We start from the raw sequence: 16,642 nt of genomic DNA on the forward strand, positions 1-16,642 counted from the left end.
GCCGCAACGCTGCCCCGCCCGGGTGAACGGCCCGCGCGTGCCGTGGTGTCCGCTCCCCCCGGGCGGGGCAGGGTTCTCGCGGGCGGCCTTCGGGAGGCGGACAGGGTGAGCGTGGACCGGCACGGCCAGGTGATGACGGACACCGGCGCCGCAGCGGTGCGGCACTACGAGAAGGCCCTGGAGGACCTTCTGTTCTTCCGCGAGGAGGTGTCCGGGCAGACCGGGGCCGTCCTTGAGGCCTCGCCCCGCTCCGCCATGGGCCACGTCCTGCGCGCCTACCTCGCCCTGCTCGGCACGGAGGAGAAGGACGCGGCCGAAGGGGCCGCAGCGTTCCGGACGTTTTACCGGCACGTGCCGCTGGAGGGCCTGAGCGTGCGCGAGCGCCTGCACGCCGAGGCCGCCTCCGCCTGGCTGGCCGGTGACCTGCACCGGGCGGGCCGGCTGCTCGGCGAACTCACGGTGGCCCACCCCAAGGACATCCTCGCCCTGGCCGTCGGCCACCAGATCGACTTCTTCACCGGCAACGCCGTCCTCCTGCGCGACCGCATCGGCGGCGCCCTGGCCTCCTGGGACCGCGACGACCCGCACTACGGCCTGCTGCAGGGCATGTACGCCTTCGGCCTGGAGGAGTGCGGGCACTACGCCCTGGCCGAACAGGTCGGCCTGGAGGCCGTCGAACGCAACGCCCGCGACGTGTGGGGCATCCACGCCGTCGTCCACGCCTACGAGATGCAAGGACGGCACGAGGACGGCATCGGCTACCTCGACGCCCGCACCGAGGCCTGGTCGGCCGGGAACTACCTGAACGTGCACAACTGGTGGCACTACGCCCTGTACCTGCTGGAGACGGGGCGCACCGACAAGGTCCTGGCCGTCTACGACGCCGCCCTGCACCACGAGGGCTCCCCCGGCGCGGCGATGGAGCTCCTGGACGCGGCCGCGCTGCTGTGGCGCCTGCAGCTGGCGGGCACCGACACCGGTGGCCGCTGGCCCGCGCTCGCCGAGGCGTGGGCGCGCCGGGGCGACGGGCCCCACTACGCCTTCAACGACGTCCACGCCGTCATGGCCTACGTCGGGGCCGGACGCATCGGCGACGCCCAGCAGCTCATCGGCGAGCGGGAGCGGTGGCTGCGCGAGGCCGGCGCGGGGCCGTCCAACGTGGCGATGACCGCCGAGATCGGCCTTCCGGTGTGCCGGGCCCTGGTGGCGTACGGGCAGCGGCGCTACGCCGACGTGGTGGACCTGCTGCTGCCGCTGCGCTACCGCTTCCAGGAGTTCGGCGGCAGCCACGCCCAGCGGGACGCCCTGCACAAGACCCTCGTCGAGGCCGTCTTGCACGCGGGCGCCTACGACCTGGGCCGCGCGCTGCTGAGCGAACGCATCAGCCTGCGCTCGCGCTGCCCCTACAACCAGCAGGCGTGGGCACGCCTGACGGCCGCGCAGCAGCCGGGCCGCGGGTGAGCGTTGTCCGTCCTTGGGCTTCCCCTCCGCCGGCGGGGGTGTGCGGCACGGCTGAATGCAGGCCCTGGGGCGGGAGCTCCCCCTACGGTGGCCTTGCCCGCCGGGCCGACCGGTCGGGCAGGCAGGCAGGCAGGCACAAGGCGACCAAGGACGGCGAGGTACTCCCCCGCATGAGCTTCACCCCCGGCACCATCTGGCAGGACCGGTCCGTCATCGTGACCGGCGGAACGCGCGGCATCGGACGCGGCATCGCGGAGCTCTTCGCCCGGCAGGGCGCGGCCGTGGCGCTCACCGGGCGGGACGCCGCGGCCGCCGCGAAGGCCGCCGGCGACCTGGCCCGGGCCACCGGCGGCCAGGTGTGCGGCCTGGGCGTGGACCTGCGTGACCCGGAGGCGATCGAGGCGATGGCCGCGGAGGCCGAACGCCGTCACGGGCACGTCGACGTGCTGTGCGCGAACGCCGGGATCTTCCCCGAGAAGCCGCTGCGCGCGCTGACGGCCGCCGACATCGACGAGGTCCTTCAGGTCAACCTGCGCGGCTCGATGCTCGCGGTGCGGGCCTGCCTGCCCGCGATGGAGCGCGCCGGGCACGGCCGCATCGTCCTCACCTCCTCCATCACCGGCCCGGCCACCGGCTTTCCGGGCTGGTCCCACTACGGCGCGAGCAAGGCGGGCCAGCTCGGCTTCCTGCGCGGCGCGGCCCTGGAGCTCGCTCCGCAGGGCATCACCGTCAACGCCGTACTGCCCGGCAACGTCCGCACCGAGGGCCTGGACGCGATGGGCGAGGACTACCTGCGGCGCATGACCTCCTCCATCCCCCTGGGCCGGATCGGCGAGAGCTCCGACATCGCCCACGCGGTGCTCTTCCTCGCCTCCGACGAAGCCGCGTTCATCACCGGCCAGAGCCTCACCATCGACGGCGGCCAGACCCTGCCGGAATCCCTCGACGCGCTCACCACCACCGCGTGAGCGGCCCCGGCGTGTGGCGTGACGGCGAGTGAGGTCGTCCGGGCCGCCTGACACCGGCGGGGCCTGTCGGGCATCCTGCTCAACAGGCCCCGCTGCGAGGTGAGGAGAGGCAGAGCCATGCGATCGATCTACGTGTGCATCGGGTGCGCGGCCCTCTACCTGCCCCCCGAGGACATGGCCTACCCCTGCCTCGGCCTGACCGCCTCGCCCGCGCACTGCACCGGGCCCGGCTGCGCCGCCGCCGTCCGCGAGGCCGTCGCGCTCTGCGGCCTGCCGCAGGACAAGCTCGGCGAGCTCGCCCGGCGCGCCGTCGGCCTGGAGGGCCAGCCGCGCCGGCCACGGCTGCACCGCCGCCCCGCCCGTGGCCGCCGGGCCGCCGCCGCACCCGGCGGCGGACGCGGCAAACTGCGCTAGCCCACCGGCAGATCACCCCCGCGAGGGGCGCGGGGGCTGCTTGCGCTGATGCGGGGGGGCCAAGGCGCGGCGCCCGTACGGTCGCCCTGGGCGGGCGGGTGCCCGGCTGTGTGGCGGGCTCGCGGGGGTGTGGGTGGCGGCCGTCGGTGTCAGGGGCCGTGTCAGCGGGGTGTCAGGCCGCTGACAGCCGCGGCGGAGATCGTAGAGACATCAAGCACCGGCCCGGCGGCCCCGCCACCGGCCCGATCCCCTTAAAGGAGCACCTCATGTCTCTCACCCTCGCCGCCCTCACTGACCAGGACAAGAACACCCTGCGCACCGCCGCCTACGGCGCCGTCTGCCTCATGGCCGCCGCGGATGCCGCCGGAAAGCCCCACAAGACCGCCACCCAGGGCACCATCGCCCTGACCTCCGCCACCGGGCAGGTCGGACACGTCCTCGCCGAGAAGACCCCCATCGCCCACCTCGACGGCACCACCACCGCCGCACTCGCCGAGCACGTACTGCCCGCCCTCACCGCAGCGATGGAACTGCTCCAGCGGCACTCCCCCGCCGAAGCCGCCAACTTCCGCACCACCGTGACCATCGCCGTGCAGGCCGCCGCCCGCGCGCACCGCGCCGAGCCCGGCCCCGCGCCGACCGCCATGGCCCGCAAGATCACCGACGCCCTCGACGCCGCCTGACCGGGCCCCGGCAGCGCCGACGGGGTGTTCCCGCGAGCCGTGGCGCACCCGCGCCGTGAGGTGCGCCTGTGTGGTGGAGGACTGTGCCGTCCGCCGCGGGCTCACGGCCACTGCGCGGCGAGGCAGTCGGTCCGCTCGGCGTGGTCGGGGCGCTCTGGAAGGCGTACAGCGCCGCGAACCGGCCCCGCACGCGCGGGCCGCCCGGCTCGGCGTGGCCGTCCAGGACGCGTACGGAGTCCGTGACCAGGTCCTCGATCTCGTGCAGCGACATCGGGTTGCGTGTCCCTTCGTCCGGGGCTCATCCGCTCGGGGCTGATCTGCGGCTCGTCGGCGTGCGGTTGCCTCCGCGCAGGGCGGGGGTCGCCGTGTCGTGGGTGGCCCGGTGGCGCGTTGGCCGGGTGGGGTGTCCGTCGCCGGGCGGGGGTTACAGGTGCAGGAGCATGAGGATTTCGTCGCGGTCGTCTCCGGGGGCCAGGCGCAGGGCTTTGGGCCAGCGGCCGATCTCCTGCCAGCCCAGGCGCGCGTAGAAGGTCTCCAGGCCCGCTCCGGCGCGCGCGGCCAGGTGCAGTTGCTCAAGGCCCATCTCGGTGGCCGCGATGTGGTGGGCGTGTTCGGTCAGGGCGGCGCCGATGCCCCGGCCGCGCATGCTGGGGTGGGTCTGCACGTGGTGCACGGTCCCCCAGTGGGCGGTGAGGGGCGAGGCGTCGCGGCGCAGGTGCAGCCAGCCGACCAGTTCGCCGCCGTCCCAGGCGGTCAGCAGGCGGGACGTGTGCGGGGCCAGGCCCTCGATGATGGCATCCAGGGCGGACGCGGCCTGCTGGGTGTTGAGGGGCGGTAAGGGGAAGCCCGCGGCGCCGCCGTCGTTGGTGACATCGGCCCAGCACTCGAGCAGGGCCTGGCGCACATGCGCGTCGATGTCCCGGGCCGAGGCGACTTGGTGCAGGTGGAAGGAGTCGGTGGTCATGGCGCGGAGTCTGGCAGGACGCACTGACATCGCCTGCCGCGGTGCGGGGCGGCCGCGCGCCGGTCGGGGTGTTTTCGCGCCAGGGCCGGGCCCGGCAGGGGTGCCGGGGCGCGCCGCTGGTCGCCGCTGCGGCGCGTGTGCTGCATCGCCCGGGCGGGCCACCGCTGTTGGGGGCTGCCCGTGATGCCCCCACCGCGCGGGCGGGTGGGTCCCGGTGGCCGTCGTGCCGCTGCCTGCGGGGCCGTTTGATCTTGATGTGCCCGGATCCTGAGGTGGCCGAGCCCTGTCAGGACCGGGGCGGTGGGGTCTGCGGGACCGGTTGCCTGGTGGGTGATGTGCGCGGTGTTGGTGCTCGCCGGGTCGATGCGTACCGTCCGGCCCGGGGGCACCACGGCCTGGACGGTGCCCGTGCCGCAGGTCGCCTCCAGGGTCACCTCGCGGTGCGGGCAGGCGGCTTGGGTGAAGTCGAGCAGGATGTTCAGCATCTGGCGCTCGGCCACGCGGTGCGCCGGCACCGCCCAGGGGCCGGTCTGCCGGATCGGTGCCGTGTTCGTCTTCAGTACGAGGGTCTGCGGCCCCGGGCCACCGCCCAACGGCAGGTCGGCGACCAGCGTCTCCCATGCGGCGTACGTCTGGGAGGGCGTAGGTCTGCTCCAGCCGCTCCCCCAGGTCCGGCAGGTCGGTCCGCCCCTCCCTGGAGGGGCCCGGTGGTCAGCGGGTGTTGCCGGTGTCGCGGCGGGTGTGGTGGCGGGCGGCGCGGCGGTCTTTTCGTTCCTGGCTGAGCAGGACCAGTGCGTAGGGCAGGCAGGAGACGAGCACGGTGAGGCGGGTGAGCCAGCGGCGGAGAGGGTGTTCAGTCATGGTTGTTTCTCTGGGTGGATGAGGATAGCCACCGCCCACAAGGCCGGTGGCTATGCCGATTGTGCCTGGTGGGGTGAGGTGGGGGATCGGCTGAAGGTCTGATGCCCCAGGGCGGGGGTGTGGTCGGCCGAAAGGGGGAGGCAGGGCCGCGCGGGGGCACCGTACGGTGACCGTCATGATCGATCTTTTGGCGCGCCGCTCCACGGGGACCTGGTCGCTGCCGCGCCGGGCGGCCGCGGGGGCCGGGGGCGCCGTGGTGCTGGCGGTGATCGTCACGGAGGGCCTGGACACCGGGTTCTGGCCCACCGGGGTGGCGACCGTGGTGAGCGGTGTCCTGGCCGTGGCGGGGCTGGTGGTGCCCGCGCGGTGGCTGTGGCGGGCGGGCACGGCGGCGGTGGTCCTCTCGTGTGCGCTGTCGGTGCTCACCATGCGGCTGTCCCAGCGCCCGGAGCACATTCCGGGGCTGGTGGAGATGGGGGCGCTGCTGCTGTTGATGCCGCGGGCGGTGCGTCATCTCGGCGTCGTGCGCGCGCCGGTGCTTGCCGCCGGGGCGTGGCTGACCGCGCCGCTGGTGCTGCTGCGGCTGCCCGGCTACGAGTACGGCAAGGTCAGTGCCTACGGGGTGCCGTTCTTCGCGCTGGCCGGGGTGTCGATGGTGCTGCTGGGGCTGTATGTGCGGCTGCTGGACGGTGCGCGGGAGCGGGAGCGGGAGCACCATCTGCAGGCGCAGCGCCTGGAGTACGCGCGTGAGCTGCACGACTTCGTCGGTCACCACATCACGGCGGTCGCCGCGCAGACCAAGGCGCTGCGGTTTTTGGCCGCCACCGGGCAGCCGCCCGGCGCGCGGCAGCTGGATGCGGCCCTTGCCCGGATCGAGTCGGCGGGCGCCGAGGCGCTGGGGGCCATGCGCGCGATGGTGGGGGTGATGCGGCGTCACCAGGGTCCGCCGGTGCGGCCGGTGCACGGCCTGGACGACCTGCGCACGCTGGTGGCCACGGCGGCCGGGGCGGGTCCGGCCGTCACGCTGACGGTGGATCCCACCCTGGCCGTGGACCCGCCGCCCGACCACGTGGGGGCCGTGGTCCACCGGGTCGTCCAGGAGAGCCTGACCAATGTCCGCAAGCACGCGGCCGGGGCCACGGCGGTGAGCGTGGACGTGCGCCGCACCGGCGGCAGCGCCCCGGGGGTGGCGGTGTGCGTCAGCGACGACGCCCCCGGTGCCCGGCGGCGTCCGGCGCCCGCCGGGCACCGGGGCGTGGGCCTGACCGGTCTGGGCGAGCGCGTGGCGGCCCTGGGCGGGAAGCTGCAGGCCGGGCCGCGGCCGGGCCCGGGCTGGCAGCTGCACGCCGAGATCCCCCTGGCGGCGGTGGCGCCGCCTGGACCGGGCTGAGACGCCTGACAGCATGAGCGGCATGAACATCCGTGTCCTGCTGGCCGATGACCAGGCCACGCTGCGTGCCGCGTACCGCATGATCCTCGACTCGCAGCCCGACATCCAGGTCGTGGGGGAAGCCGCTGACGGGGTGTCAGCGGTGGCCGAGGCCCGCCGGCTGCGGCCGGACGTGTGTGTCCTGGACATCCGCATGCCCGGCACCGACGGTCTGGAGGCCACCCGGCTGCTGGCGGGGCCGGAGGTGGCCGAGCCGCTGAAGGTGGTCATCGCCACCACCTTCGACCTCGACGAGTACGTCCACCGGGCCCTGTCCTACGGCGCCTGCGGCTTCCTGCTGAAGGACTGCTCGCCTGCGCTGCTGGTGGAGGCCGTGCGCGCGGCCGCGGTGGGCGATGCCCTGATATCGCCTTCCGTCACCGTCCGCCTGCTGCGGGCGATGGCACCGGGTACCGCCGCGGGCACCGCGGCACTGCCCCGGCCCGCCGACCGGGCGCAGGGCCCGCTCACCCCGCGCGAGCAGGACGTGGTGTCCATGGTGGCGCGGGGGTGCACCAACGAGGAGGTGGCCGCGGCGATGTACGTCACCTTGTCGACGGTCAAGACGCACCTGGGCAACATCCAGCGCAAGCTCGGCGCCCGCAACCGCGTCGAGATCGCGGCCTGGGCCTGGCGCAGCGGCCTGCACGGCGCGCAGGCGGCGCTGCCGTCGCGGGGTACCGGGGGCTGAGCCGGGCCGGGGCCCGGCGGGTGCGCGGTGCCTGGGGGTGCCCGGCCGGTCGCGGACGGCGCCGGGCCTGCGCCGTCGGCTGGCCTTCGACAGCGAACTGCTGCGCCGCTTCGGCTGGTTCGGGCCCGGGCACAGCTTCACGCCGCGCACGCTCGGCCGCCTCGCGCGCGAGGAGTTCGGCGACGGGTGGGCGGCGTGTTACGAGCCGCTGCCGGCCCGCTTCGAGGAGTGCTTCCTGCTGCCGGGCGGATCCGGCTCCCGCCGGGTCCTGGCCACCGGCGCCGTCGACGAGTACGGCGCGTACCCGGTGTTCGCGCTCGGCATCGGCGGCCTCCCCCGCATTGAGCCGATGTACCCGGGCCTGGATGTGCATCTGGCGGACACGGCCGGGCTCATCACCCGCGCGGGGCGCGGCTGTTCGGCGCCGGGCGACGACCGGGCGTACGGCCCGCGGATGCGGACCCACGCGCGCCGGGTGTTCGGCGGCGGGCTCGCCGAGGAGTGCCTGGGGTGAGCCCGCCGCGGTGCGCCGTGCCGGCGGGGTTCAGGGGCGGCGGCCGACGAAGCACAGGAAGGCGGTCTGCGCGTCGGCGCCCGGCGGCACGGGCACCTTGGGGCCGAAGGCCCAGGGCTGGCGCAGCGCTTCGTCCATCGGCTCGAGGTGGGCGTGGACGTGGGCGACGACGTCGGGGTCCAGGCGCTCGTCGCCGCCGGTGGCGCGGGCAAGGTCCCAGGTGTGGATCAGGACGTCTTCCGGCAGGGTCTCCACGATGTCGGCGAAGGGCTGCGGGCCGGCGAAGGTGGGCATCTGGGCGCGCAGGCAGGCGGGGTCGTCGATGGCGGCCGTGAGGCCGTCGGCGATCTCCTTCCACGCGGCCTGGAGGTCGGCGTCGGGGGCGAGGCGGGGCAGGCCGCCCATGCCGGCGACGGCGACGCCGTGCAGGGGCACAGGTTCGTCGCCGTGGACGGTGGCGAGGATGCGCCGGGACTCGTTGATCACGTGGACGGCGACGTCGCGGGCGCTCCACCGGGGGCAGGGGCTGGGCGCGCCCCAGCGGTCGGCGGGGACGGCGGCGAGGCGGGCGGCGAATCCGTCGGCGGTACGGCGGAAGCGGGTGGCCGGGGCGGAGGGGGACATGGTGGTGTTCCTTGGGTGGGGGTGCTGCCCCCCGGGGGGGCCGCAGGGCGTGGGGGTGCTGCGGGGTGTGGAAGTGCCGTGGGGTGCAGGGGCGTTGCCAGGCGCAGGGGCGACGTGGAGGGCGGTGCGCCGCCTCAGGGGTGGTGGGGCGCCCCAGGGCGGGGCGCGGCCTCGGGGGCGGTGGGGGCACTTCGGGGACGGTGGGCCGTCTTGGGAGCGGTGGGGTGTTCCAGAGCGGGTGCGGCGCCCCCGGGCGAGGGCGCAGCCCGGGGGCGGGTGCGGAGCCCCGGGGGACGGTGCGGCGCCTGCGGGGGACGGTGCGGCGCCTGCGGGCGGATGCGGAGCTCGGGGGTCACGGGGGCGCCTCAGGGGGCCGTGGGGCGCGCGGGACGCCGTGGGCATCTCGGGAGAGGCCGTGGGGGTCAGGACCAGGCGGGCAGCGGCAGGAGTTTGCCGGTTTCCAGGTAGGTCTTGAGGTTGGACAGGACCGCGGACCAGCCGCCCGCGGCCTGGCGCCGCTCGGCGTCGTCGCGCAGGTTCTCGTGGGTCACGGTGAGCTGGACGGTGCCGCCGAGCGGCTTCAGGTCGAAGGTGACCGTGGAGGGTCCCTCGGGGCGTTCGTCGCCGGGGCTCGCCCAGGTGACGACCAGGCGGGTGGGCGCGGTGGCCTCGACGACGGTGCCGATCACGTCGGCGACGCCGCTGCCGTCGGTGCGGCGGTGTTCCCAAGCGGAGCCGGGCTGCCAGTCGGAGACGTTGTGGTGGCCCCAGTAGGCGGCTGTGATGTCGGCGTCGGTCAGGGCCTGCCAGACCTTCTGCGGGGTGGCTTCGATGTAGGTGGTGTACACGAAGTCGGGCTTGGCGGTGTGGGGGGTGGTCATGGCGCTTTCCGCTTTCTGTTTCAGGGCGCCCAGCGCGGCGAGGCGGGGGCGGTCGAACTTGTCGATCCACCGCTCCTGGAGGGCGTGGATGGGGACGGGGTTGAGGTAGTGGAGCTTTTCCCGGCCTCGTCTGACGGTGGTGACGAGGTTGGCGGCCTCCAGCAGGGCCAGGTGCTGGGTCGCGGCCTGGCGGGACATCTCCAGGCCGGCGCAGAGCCCGCCCAGGCTCTGGCCGTTGTCCTCGTGCAGGCGGTCCAGGAGGAGCCGGCGGGTCGTGTCGGACAGGGCCTTGAAGACCTTGTCCATGTCATCGTTCACCCCTCCAGTAATGCAAGCATTTCCTTGCATGTCAAATGGTGAGCATGCCACTACCCTGCGTGTTCGCTTCGCGGCTGTCCGCTCCCCCGGCCCGCCGCCTCCGGGCCGCGCGCCCGTGCGCAACAGTGGCTGCCGCGGCTCTTGTTCCCGGTGGGCCGTGGGGGCACGCTCGGTGATCGAGTGGGCGACGTAGAGTTCGCCTTGATCTTCGCGAGGGGCACGGGTGCCGGTCTGTGCGGGCGCCGGGAGGGGATGTGGGATGCGTTCACGCCGGAGGGGAACAGGCGCGGCCGGGGCGGGAGTTGAGCCGGCGGGCGGGCAGGGGGTGGGACGGCGGCGGTTTCTGGGGTTCGTGCTGGCCGCTCCCACCCTGGTGACCGCCGCCGAGCTGGGGGCGGCGCCCGCGGCCGAGGCGGACATCACCGAACTGGTGGACCTCAACGACGTGATGACCACCGCCGCACTGCCGACCTCGAACCTGATCACGGTCGAGGTGCACGCCGACGGCACGGTCTCCTTCGCACTGCCGCGCGCCGAGGTCGGCCAGGGCATCACCACGTCGACGGCGATGCTGATCGCCGAGGAACTGGACGTGCCCCTGGAGCGGGTGCGCGTCACCCTGGCCGACGCGCGGCCGGAGCTGGTGTTCAACCAGCTCACCGGCGCCTCCAACACCACCATCTCCACCTATCTGCCCATCCGGGTGGCCGCCGCCGTCGCCCGCGAGCGGCTGCTGCGGGCCGCGGCCGCCGAACTGCGCGCCCCGCTCGCCGGTCTCACCCTGCGGGCGGGCACCGTCACCGACGGCGCGGGCACCGGCATCGGCATCGGCGCGCTCGCGGCCAAGGCGGCGAGCCTCACGGTGCGGCGCGCGTGGGTGGACCTCAAGGACCGTGCGGACTTCACCGTCATCGGCCGGCCGCACAACCGCATCGACGCGCTCGCCGCGGTGACGGGCCGCAAGAAGTTCGCGATGGACCTCAAGGTGCCCGGCGCCCAGCCGGCCATGGTGTGCCGGGCGCCGACCATCAACGGCACCGTGGCATCGGTGGCCAACCTCGCACAGGTGCGCGCCATGACGGGTGTCACCGATGTCGGCGTCATCTCCACCGGGGTCGCGGTGCGCGCCCGGACCTTCGGGCAGTGCATCGAGGCCGTGCGGGCGCTGCGGGTGGTGTGGAAGCCCGGCAGCGTGGACGGCGCCTCCGACGAGTCGGTGCTCCAGGAGCTCAAGGAGGCGGAACTTCCGCTGGGGCTGCCCGCGCTGACGCCGACGGTGGAGGCCCGCTTCACCTTCCACTTCCGCGGCAACAGCGCCCTTGAGCCCAACTGCGCGATCGCCGACGTGCGGCCGGACCGGGCGGAGATCTGGTCGGGCCTCAAAGCGCCGATCGTCGCCAAGCAGGCCATCGCGGCCCGCCTGGGGCTCGCCCCCAGCGCCGTGACCGTGCACGTCACCGAGGGCGGCGGGTCGTTCGGGCGCAAGCTGTTCCTGGACGCCGCGCTGGAAGCCGCCGAGATCTCCCAGGCCTTCGGCAAGCCGGTCAAACTCATGTGGCACCGGGCCGACGACGCCCGCCAGGGCCGCACCCACCCCATGGCCACCTCCCGGGTGCGGGCCGCCTACGCCGGCGGCGCGGTGCTCAGCTACCAGCAGCGCCACACCAGCGTCGCCACCGACTTCGGCCACGGGCTCGGCGAGGTCTTCACCGCCCTGGCCGCGAAGCTGCCGGTGGGCGACGCCGCGTTCTCCCAGACCTTCTTCCACCTCACCCAGTCCATGCCCTACGACGTCGGGGTGCACAGCCGGCTGCTGAGCGAGAGGGGCAAGGGCTTCAACACCGGCAGCATGCGCGGGGTCTACTCCCCCGACGTCGTGTGCGCGCGCGAGCTCATCATCGACGAGCTCGCCGCGAAGCTGCGCCAGGACCCCTTCGCCTTCCGGCGCGGCCTGCTGCGCGACAAGCGCTTTAGGGCCGTGCTGGCCAAGGCGGCCGAGGCCGGCGGCTGGGGACGCCCGATGCCCGCCGGCACCGCGCAGGGCATCGCCTTCCACAGCGAGTACCGCTCGGCCAGCGCCGTCCTCGTCGAGATCGACTGCCGCCCCGAAACGGTCAACAGGCCCGTGCGTGACGGGGTGAGCGGGCCGCGCGTCACCAAGGCCGTCGTCGCCGTGGACGTCGGCCTGGCCGTCAACCCGCGCGGCCTGGAAGCACAGATGATGGGCGGCGTCATGGACGGCATCGCCCAGGTGCTGACCTCCAGCCTGCACCTGCGCGAGGGGCACTTCCTCGAGGCGAGCTGGGACAACTACTTCTACACCCGGCAGTGGAACACCCCCCTGGAGCTGAAGGTCCTGGTCATGCCGTCCACCGGCGGCGAGGTGGGCGGCGCCGGGGAGCTGGGCGTGGCCGCCTCCATGGCCGCCGTCGCCTGCGCTTATGGGCGGGCCACGGGCACCATGCCCACCCGCTTCCCCATCAACCACGGCACGCTCTCCTTCACCCCCAAGCCGACCGTGCCGCCCGTTCCGGCCTCGCCCACCGACGGCCTGGACCACGTCCGCTGAACCGGCCCGCCCCGCCCCCGGCCCGCACAGGGCCGCCACCCCAAGGAGTCTGTCGTGCCTGAGCACACGTTTCGCCTCAACGGCGAGCAGGTCACCGTCGAAGCCGCCGATGACGAGCGGCTGTTGTGGGTGCTGCGCGACCTCCTGGGCGTGACCGGGCCGAAGTACGGCTGCGGCATCAACGTCTGCAAGGCCTGCACCAGCCACCTCAACGGCAAGGCGGCCAACCCCTGCGCCATCCCGGTCAAGGACCTCACCCCCGACGACGAGGTCACCACCATCGAGGGCCTGGCCGCCACCGTGGACGCCGAGCTGCACCCGATGCAGCAGGCCTGGCTCGAGCAGGACGTGGCCCAGTGCGGCTACTGCCAGCCCGGCCAGATCATGACCGCCGTGGCCCTGGTGCGCCGCCTCGCCCAGGAGGGCCGCGCCGTCACCGACGCCGACCTGGACGCCATCCGCAACATCTGCCGCTGCGGTACGTACGTGCGCATCCGCGAGGCGATCCGGGCCGGCGCCGAGCGGATGTGAGGCCGCGGCCGGCGCCTGGCGCGGTGGCGCGGGCGGGCCCGCGGCCGGTGTATGATCTTCACGTAACTCCGGTGCAGGGCACGGGAGTCACGCGTCTGTGGTCCAAGGAAAGACGTCCATCATCCGATGGGAAATGCAGGTGCAAGGCCTGCCGGGCGCTCCACAGGAAAGGCCCCCTCCACCCGGAGGGGGCCTTTCCTTGTGCGGGGCGCATCCCGGCGGCCGGGCGAGCGGCGCCCCCCCCCGGCGGGGCCGGGCCGCGCCGGTGCGCCGCGGGGGTCTTCAACCTAGGGAAAACGCTATGTTGCGTTCATTTTCGGGTCAACGGATGAGGTGGCCCATAGGGGGTGGGTGCCCAGTTCAGCGGGGGGAAACTCTTGCAAAGGGCCTGCTGGTTAATGCAATGGGTGGCTGATTCGTGCTTTGCAACGAGCTGTATCTGAACGCACACTGGCCACCGCACACCCAGCGCACGAGGTGACCATCCAATGCCAGGAATCAGACTGACGCAGCAGGACCGCCGGCTCATCGCGGCGGGGATGGCCGACGGGCTTTCGTACACCGAGATCGCCAAACGCCTTAAGCGGCCGACGTCGACCGTGACCCGGGAGGTGATGCGCAACGGCGGCCCCCGCGAGTACCGGGCCGACCGCGCCCACCACGCGGCCGGGCGCCGGGCGCGGCGCGGCAGGCCCCCCGCGGCGGGCGCGGCGCGGCCCTCGGTGCCCGATGCCCAGGACCACGGCTATGGCCGCGATGTCCAGGCGGTGCGCGACTTCGAGCAGCAGCTGGTGCGGTTCCTGGTCGGCATCGGGCTGCAGGGGATGGTCTCGCGCGTGCTGGCCTGCCTGTGCGTCACCGACTCCGGCAGTGTCACCGCCGCCGACCTGGCGCGGCGCCTGCAGGTGAGCCCGGCCTCGGTCTCCAAGGCCATCGGCCAGCTCGAGCAGCAGGAGATCGTGCGCCGCGAGCGCGACGCGGGCCGCCGCCACGACCGGTACGTGATCGACGACGACGTGATGCACCGCGCCATCCTGGGCAATCTGCGGCGCAACGCCGCCCTGGCGCAGACCGCGTACGAGGGCGCGGGCATCCTGGGCGCCGACACGCCCGCCGGGACGCGGCTGCGGGAGATGGGCCTGCTGCTGGACCACGTCAGTCACAGCATCATCCGCTCGATGCAGCAGTGGCGGGCCCCGGCCTCCCCCGCCGCCGGGCGGGAGTAACACCGCGCCGCGGCGGGCCGGTTCACAGCTGGCGCAGTGCGCCGCCGTCCACCGCCCATTCGGCGCCGGTGACCTGCCCGGCCAGCGGCGAGAGGAGGTAGGCGATGACACGGGCGACATCGTCGGGGGTGCCGATGCGGCCGGTGGGCAGCCGGCGCACCTCGCGCACGAAGTGGTCGACGGCTTCCTCGCGGGGGCGCTGGAAGCGGGCGGCGAGCTGGTCGGCGAAGCCGCCGGGGGCGTCGAACAGGGCGGTGCGGGTGGGGCCGGGCGAGACGACGTTGGAGCGCACCCCGCGCGGGCCGAACTCCGCGGCCAGGGTCTTGGAGACCGACAGCAGCGCGGTCTTGGCGGCGGCGTAGTCGACGACGGGGGCGTCGGGGAAGCGGGCGGCCTCGCTGGCGACGTGGACGATGCTGCCCGCCCCGCGCTCCAGCAGGGCGGGCAGGGCGGCCCGGCTCATGCGCACCGCGGAGTGGAAGTTCAGCGCGAAGCTGTGCAGCCACTGCTCGTCGCTCACGTCCAGGAAGCCGGTGCGCGAGGTGAGGCCGCCGACGTTGTTCACCAGGCCGTCCAGGTGCCGGTGGCGCTCCAGGACGGCCTCAAGGAGGCGGGCGGGGGCGTCGGGGTCGGTGAGGTCGGCGCTCAGGCAGTCGATGGCCGGGCCCGGGCCGGTGAGGGTGTGGGGGGTGCGGGCGACGGTGACGACCTGCGCGCCCTCGGCGGCCAGCAGCCGGGCGGTGGCCTCGCCGATCCCGGCGGAGGCTCCGGTGACCAGGAAGACCTTGTCCTTCAGGTGCAGTTCCACGAAAGAGGTGTCCGCTTCCTTGAATCAGGCAGGGAGTGTTCCACCGCGCCCGCCCCCCGGGCGGAGCAGAGGGGCGGGCGCGGTGCGGAGACCTCAGGCTAGGGGCGCGGCGGTGCGGGCGGGGCCCGCAGGAGGTGACTGCGCTCGATCGGGTGTCGGTGGATCACCTGTCGGTAGCTCAGGTGTCCGTCTGCCGGGGCAGTGCCCGGTCCACCAGCGGGGCGGCGGCGCCGGTGTAGTGGGCGGGGTCCAGCAGCGGGGCGATCAGGGCGCGGTGGGCGGCCAGTTCGGGCCGGGCGGCCAGGACCTCGGCCAGGGGGCGCCCGGTGCGGGCGGCCTCGTCGCAGGCCTGGGAGAGCAGCGACTTGGCGCGGGCGCGGCCCAGCGGCGCGCTCAGGGCGGCGGCGAGGCGTTCGGCCAGCATGCGGCCCTGGGTGAGGCCGGTGTTGTGGCGCATCCGCTCGGGGTCGGTGCGCAGGCCCTCGGCGAGGGCCGCCGCGGTGTGGGCGGCGCCGCCCACCAGGCGCAGCGCCTCGCGCAGCGGCTGCCATTCGGCGTGCCAGGCCCCGGCCGAGCGCTCGTCCTCCGAGAGCAGGCAGTGGAAGAGGGTGGCGGCCAGGGCGGGCACCTGCAGGGCGGTGCTGCGGATCAGGGTGGACAGCACGGGGTTGCGTTTGTGCGGCATCGCCGAGGAGCTGCCGCGGCCGGGCCGGGTGGGTTCGGTGACCTCGCCGATCTCGGTGCGGGTGAGGGTCTGTACGTCGATGGCGAACTTGCCGAGGGCGCCGGCGGTGAAGGCCAGGACGGAGGCGGTGTCCGCGATGGGGGTGCGCAGGCTGTGCCAGGGCAGGTCGGGGGTGGCAAGTCCGGTCTCGGTGGCGAAGGCCAGGGTGAGGTCTTCGGTGTAGGTGGCGGGGTCGGCGCCGGCGGTGGCGTGTTCGAGGTAGCCGGCCAGGGTGCCCGCGGCGCCGCCCAGGGAGACGGGCAGGCCGCCGTCCAGGAGGCGGTCCACGCGGGTGAGGGCGTCCTGGACGAGCTGGCGCCAGCTGGCGGCCTTCAGGCCGAAGGTGGTGGGCAGGGCGTGCAGGGCCAGGGTGCGGGCGGTGGCCAGGGTGTCGCGGTGGGTGCGGGCCAGGCGGGCCAGGGCCTGGCTGGTGCGGTGCAGGTCGGTGCGGATCAGGCGCAGCGCGTGTGCGGTGACCAGCATGGTGGCGGTGTCGAGGATGTCCTGGCTGGTGGAGCCGCGGTGGACGTGTTCGGCGGCGGCGGGGTCGAGGGCGGCGACCTCGCGGGTGAACTCCTTGACCAGCGGCACGACCGGGTTGGCGCTCTCGCGTGCGGCCAGGGCCAGCAGGCGCGGCTGGATGCGGGTGGCGGCCGCGGCCCGGGTGATGGCGGCCGCCGCCGGGGCGGGGATGGTGCCCAGGCTCGCCTGGGCGCGGGCCAGGGCGGCCTCGGCGGCCAGCATCGCGTGCAGCCAGGCCTGGTCGGTGACGGCTTCCTCGGCCGGGACGCCCGCGCGGACGGGGGCCAGCAGGCCGGTGTCCTCGGCGGGCGGGGGCGGGGCGGCGCCGGGCGGGTCCGGGGCGGGGGCCGGGGGCGCTGCGGCGGGGGCGGGCCCGCTGGGTTCGGGCATGGGAGCACCTCGCTGGGCGGGAGGGGCGAACGGCGGCGGGGCGGGGGCCGGGCGTCCGCCCGCG

The 16,642-nt window shown here is 74.6% G+C and carries 17 protein-coding genes; 10 read left to right on the forward strand and 7 right to left on the reverse strand.

Annotated features, from left to right (window positions below; translation table 11 throughout):
* Positions 1-105: 105 nt before the first annotated feature.
* From MQV74_RS00260 to MQV74_RS00275, 4 genes are all read left to right on the forward strand, one after another.
* Positions 106-1,461: a tetratricopeptide repeat protein gene (locus tag MQV74_RS00260; RefSeq protein ID WP_242713934.1), complete on the forward strand. Its 1,356-nt coding sequence runs from the start codon at positions 106-108 to the stop codon at positions 1,459-1,461.
* A gap of 170 nt (positions 1,462-1,631) precedes the next feature.
* Positions 1,632-2,429 carry a 3-oxoacyl-ACP reductase FabG gene (gene fabG / locus MQV74_RS00265; protein ID WP_242713957.1) on the forward strand — a complete coding sequence of 266 codons (798 nt, stop codon included), beginning with the start codon at positions 1,632-1,634 and terminating at the stop codon, positions 2,427-2,429.
* A 117-nt stretch (positions 2,430-2,546) separates the two neighbouring features.
* Positions 2,547-2,843: a hypothetical protein gene (locus tag MQV74_RS00270; protein ID WP_242713958.1), complete on the forward strand. Its 297-nt coding sequence runs from the start codon at positions 2,547-2,549 to the stop codon at positions 2,841-2,843.
* Positions 2,844-3,109: 266 nt separating this feature from the next.
* Positions 3,110-3,526, forward strand: coding sequence for a hypothetical protein (locus MQV74_RS00275; protein ID WP_242713959.1), 417 nt, complete (start codon positions 3,110-3,112; stop codon positions 3,524-3,526).
* Positions 3,527-3,950: 424 nt separating this feature from the next.
* Here the strand turns inward: MQV74_RS00275 and MQV74_RS00280 are convergent, their stop codons facing one another.
* The 3 genes from MQV74_RS00280 to MQV74_RS00290 all read right to left on the reverse strand — a co-directional run bounded on the left by MQV74_RS00280 (position 3,951) and on the right by MQV74_RS00290 (position 5,351).
* On the reverse strand, positions 3,951-4,490 hold the full coding sequence (locus MQV74_RS00280; protein ID WP_242713960.1) for a GNAT family N-acetyltransferase: 540 nt from the start codon (positions 4,488-4,490) through the stop codon (positions 3,951-3,953).
* Entirely contained in the window at positions 4,487-4,990 is a 504-nt protein-coding gene (locus MQV74_RS00285) for a hypothetical protein (protein WP_242713961.1), read from the reverse strand. Before MQV74_RS00285 ends, MQV74_RS00280 begins: the two co-directional genes overlap by 4 nt.
* Before the next feature lie 211 nt (positions 4,991-5,201).
* On the reverse strand, positions 5,202-5,351 hold the full coding sequence (locus tag MQV74_RS00290) for a hypothetical protein (protein WP_242713962.1): 150 nt from the start codon (positions 5,349-5,351) through the stop codon (positions 5,202-5,204).
* Between the two features lie 175 nt (positions 5,352-5,526).
* Here MQV74_RS00290 and MQV74_RS00295 point away from each other — a divergent pair, with 175 nt between their 5' ends.
* Genes MQV74_RS00295 through MQV74_RS00305 form a run of 3 tightly spaced genes read left to right on the forward strand, consistent with a single transcriptional unit; the run spans position 5,527 to position 7,985 of the window.
* Entirely contained in the window at positions 5,527-6,741 is a 1,215-nt protein-coding gene (locus MQV74_RS00295) for a sensor histidine kinase (RefSeq protein ID WP_242713963.1), read from the forward strand.
* Between the two features lie 22 nt (positions 6,742-6,763).
* Complete coding sequence (locus MQV74_RS00300; RefSeq protein ID WP_242713964.1) at positions 6,764-7,471, forward strand: response regulator; 708 nt, start codon at positions 6,764-6,766, stop codon at positions 7,469-7,471.
* 37 nt (positions 7,472-7,508) lie between these two features.
* A complete protein-coding gene (locus MQV74_RS00305; RefSeq protein ID WP_242713965.1) occupies positions 7,509-7,985 on the forward strand; it encodes a hypothetical protein in 477 nt (158 codons plus the stop codon).
* Between the two features lie 30 nt (positions 7,986-8,015).
* On the opposite strand, the gene MQV74_RS00310 is transcribed toward MQV74_RS00305, so the two are convergent.
* Positions 8,016-8,609, reverse strand: a complete 594-nt coding sequence (locus MQV74_RS00310) for a TIGR03086 family metal-binding protein (RefSeq protein ID WP_242713966.1) — start codon at positions 8,607-8,609, stop codon at positions 8,016-8,018.
* Positions 8,610-9,031: 422 nt separating this feature from the next.
* Positions 9,032-9,796 (reverse strand): ArsR/SmtB family transcription factor, encoded by a 765-nt coding sequence (locus MQV74_RS00315; RefSeq protein WP_242728461.1) that lies wholly within the window; start codon positions 9,794-9,796, stop codon positions 9,032-9,034.
* 364 nt (positions 9,797-10,160) lie between these two features.
* Here MQV74_RS00315 and MQV74_RS00320 point away from each other — a divergent pair, with 364 nt between their 5' ends.
* From MQV74_RS00320 to MQV74_RS00330, 3 genes are all read left to right on the forward strand, one after another.
* Positions 10,161-12,377, forward strand: a complete 2,217-nt coding sequence (locus MQV74_RS00320; RefSeq protein ID WP_374120561.1) for a molybdopterin cofactor-binding domain-containing protein — start codon at positions 10,161-10,163, stop codon at positions 12,375-12,377.
* 54 nt (positions 12,378-12,431) lie between these two features.
* A complete protein-coding gene (locus MQV74_RS00325; RefSeq protein WP_242713968.1) occupies positions 12,432-12,908 on the forward strand; it encodes a (2Fe-2S)-binding protein in 477 nt (158 codons plus the stop codon).
* A gap of 488 nt (positions 12,909-13,396) precedes the next feature.
* Positions 13,397-14,134: a GbsR/MarR family transcriptional regulator gene (locus MQV74_RS00330; RefSeq protein ID WP_242713969.1), complete on the forward strand. Its 738-nt coding sequence runs from the start codon at positions 13,397-13,399 to the stop codon at positions 14,132-14,134.
* Between the two features lie 22 nt (positions 14,135-14,156).
* Here the strand turns inward: MQV74_RS00330 and MQV74_RS00335 are convergent, their stop codons facing one another.
* Positions 14,157-14,942, reverse strand: coding sequence for an SDR family NAD(P)-dependent oxidoreductase (locus MQV74_RS00335; RefSeq protein WP_242713970.1), 786 nt, complete (start codon positions 14,940-14,942; stop codon positions 14,157-14,159).
* Positions 14,943-15,120: 178 nt separating this feature from the next.
* Positions 15,121-16,578: a lyase family protein gene (locus tag MQV74_RS00340; protein ID WP_242713971.1), complete on the reverse strand. Its 1,458-nt coding sequence runs from the start codon at positions 16,576-16,578 to the stop codon at positions 15,121-15,123.
* Positions 16,579-16,642 lie beyond the last annotated feature (64 nt).

This window comes from Streptomyces sp. AN091965 (assembly GCF_022698285.1).
GTDB lineage: Bacteria > Actinomycetota > Actinomycetes > Streptomycetales > Streptomycetaceae > Streptomyces.

What these genes read in the sequence shown, in the direction of transcription:
- fabG (WP_242713957.1), top strand. Translation starts at nt 1,632, where the DNA reads ATGAGCTTCACCCCCGGCACCATCTGGCAGGACCGGTCCGTCATCGTG.
- MQV74_RS00270 (WP_242713958.1), top strand. Translation starts at nt 2,547, where the DNA reads ATGCGATCGATCTACGTGTGCATCGGGTGCGCGGCCCTCTACCTGCCC.
- MQV74_RS00275 (WP_242713959.1), top strand. Translation starts at nt 3,110, where the DNA reads ATGTCTCTCACCCTCGCCGCCCTCACTGACCAGGACAAGAACACCCTG.
- MQV74_RS00280 (WP_242713960.1), bottom strand. Translation starts at nt 4,490, where the DNA reads ATGACCACCGACTCCTTCCACCTGCACCAAGTCGCCTCGGCCCGGGAC.
- MQV74_RS00290 (WP_242713962.1), bottom strand. Translation starts at nt 5,351, where the DNA reads ATGACTGAACACCCTCTCCGCCGCTGGCTCACCCGCCTCACCGTGCTC.
- MQV74_RS00295 (WP_242713963.1), top strand. Translation starts at nt 5,527, where the DNA reads ATGATCGATCTTTTGGCGCGCCGCTCCACGGGGACCTGGTCGCTGCCG.
- MQV74_RS00300 (WP_242713964.1), top strand. Translation starts at nt 6,764, where the DNA reads ATGAACATCCGTGTCCTGCTGGCCGATGACCAGGCCACGCTGCGTGCC.
- MQV74_RS00310 (WP_242713966.1), bottom strand. Translation starts at nt 8,609, where the DNA reads ATGTCCCCCTCCGCCCCGGCCACCCGCTTCCGCCGTACCGCCGACGGA.
- MQV74_RS00315 (WP_242728461.1), bottom strand. Translation starts at nt 9,796, where the DNA reads ATGGACAAGGTCTTCAAGGCCCTGTCCGACACGACCCGCCGGCTCCTC.
- MQV74_RS00330 (WP_242713969.1), top strand. Translation starts at nt 13,397, where the DNA reads ATGCCAGGAATCAGACTGACGCAGCAGGACCGCCGGCTCATCGCGGCG.
- MQV74_RS00340 (WP_242713971.1), bottom strand. Translation starts at nt 16,578, where the DNA reads ATGCCCGAACCCAGCGGGCCCGCCCCCGCCGCAGCGCCCCCGGCCCCC.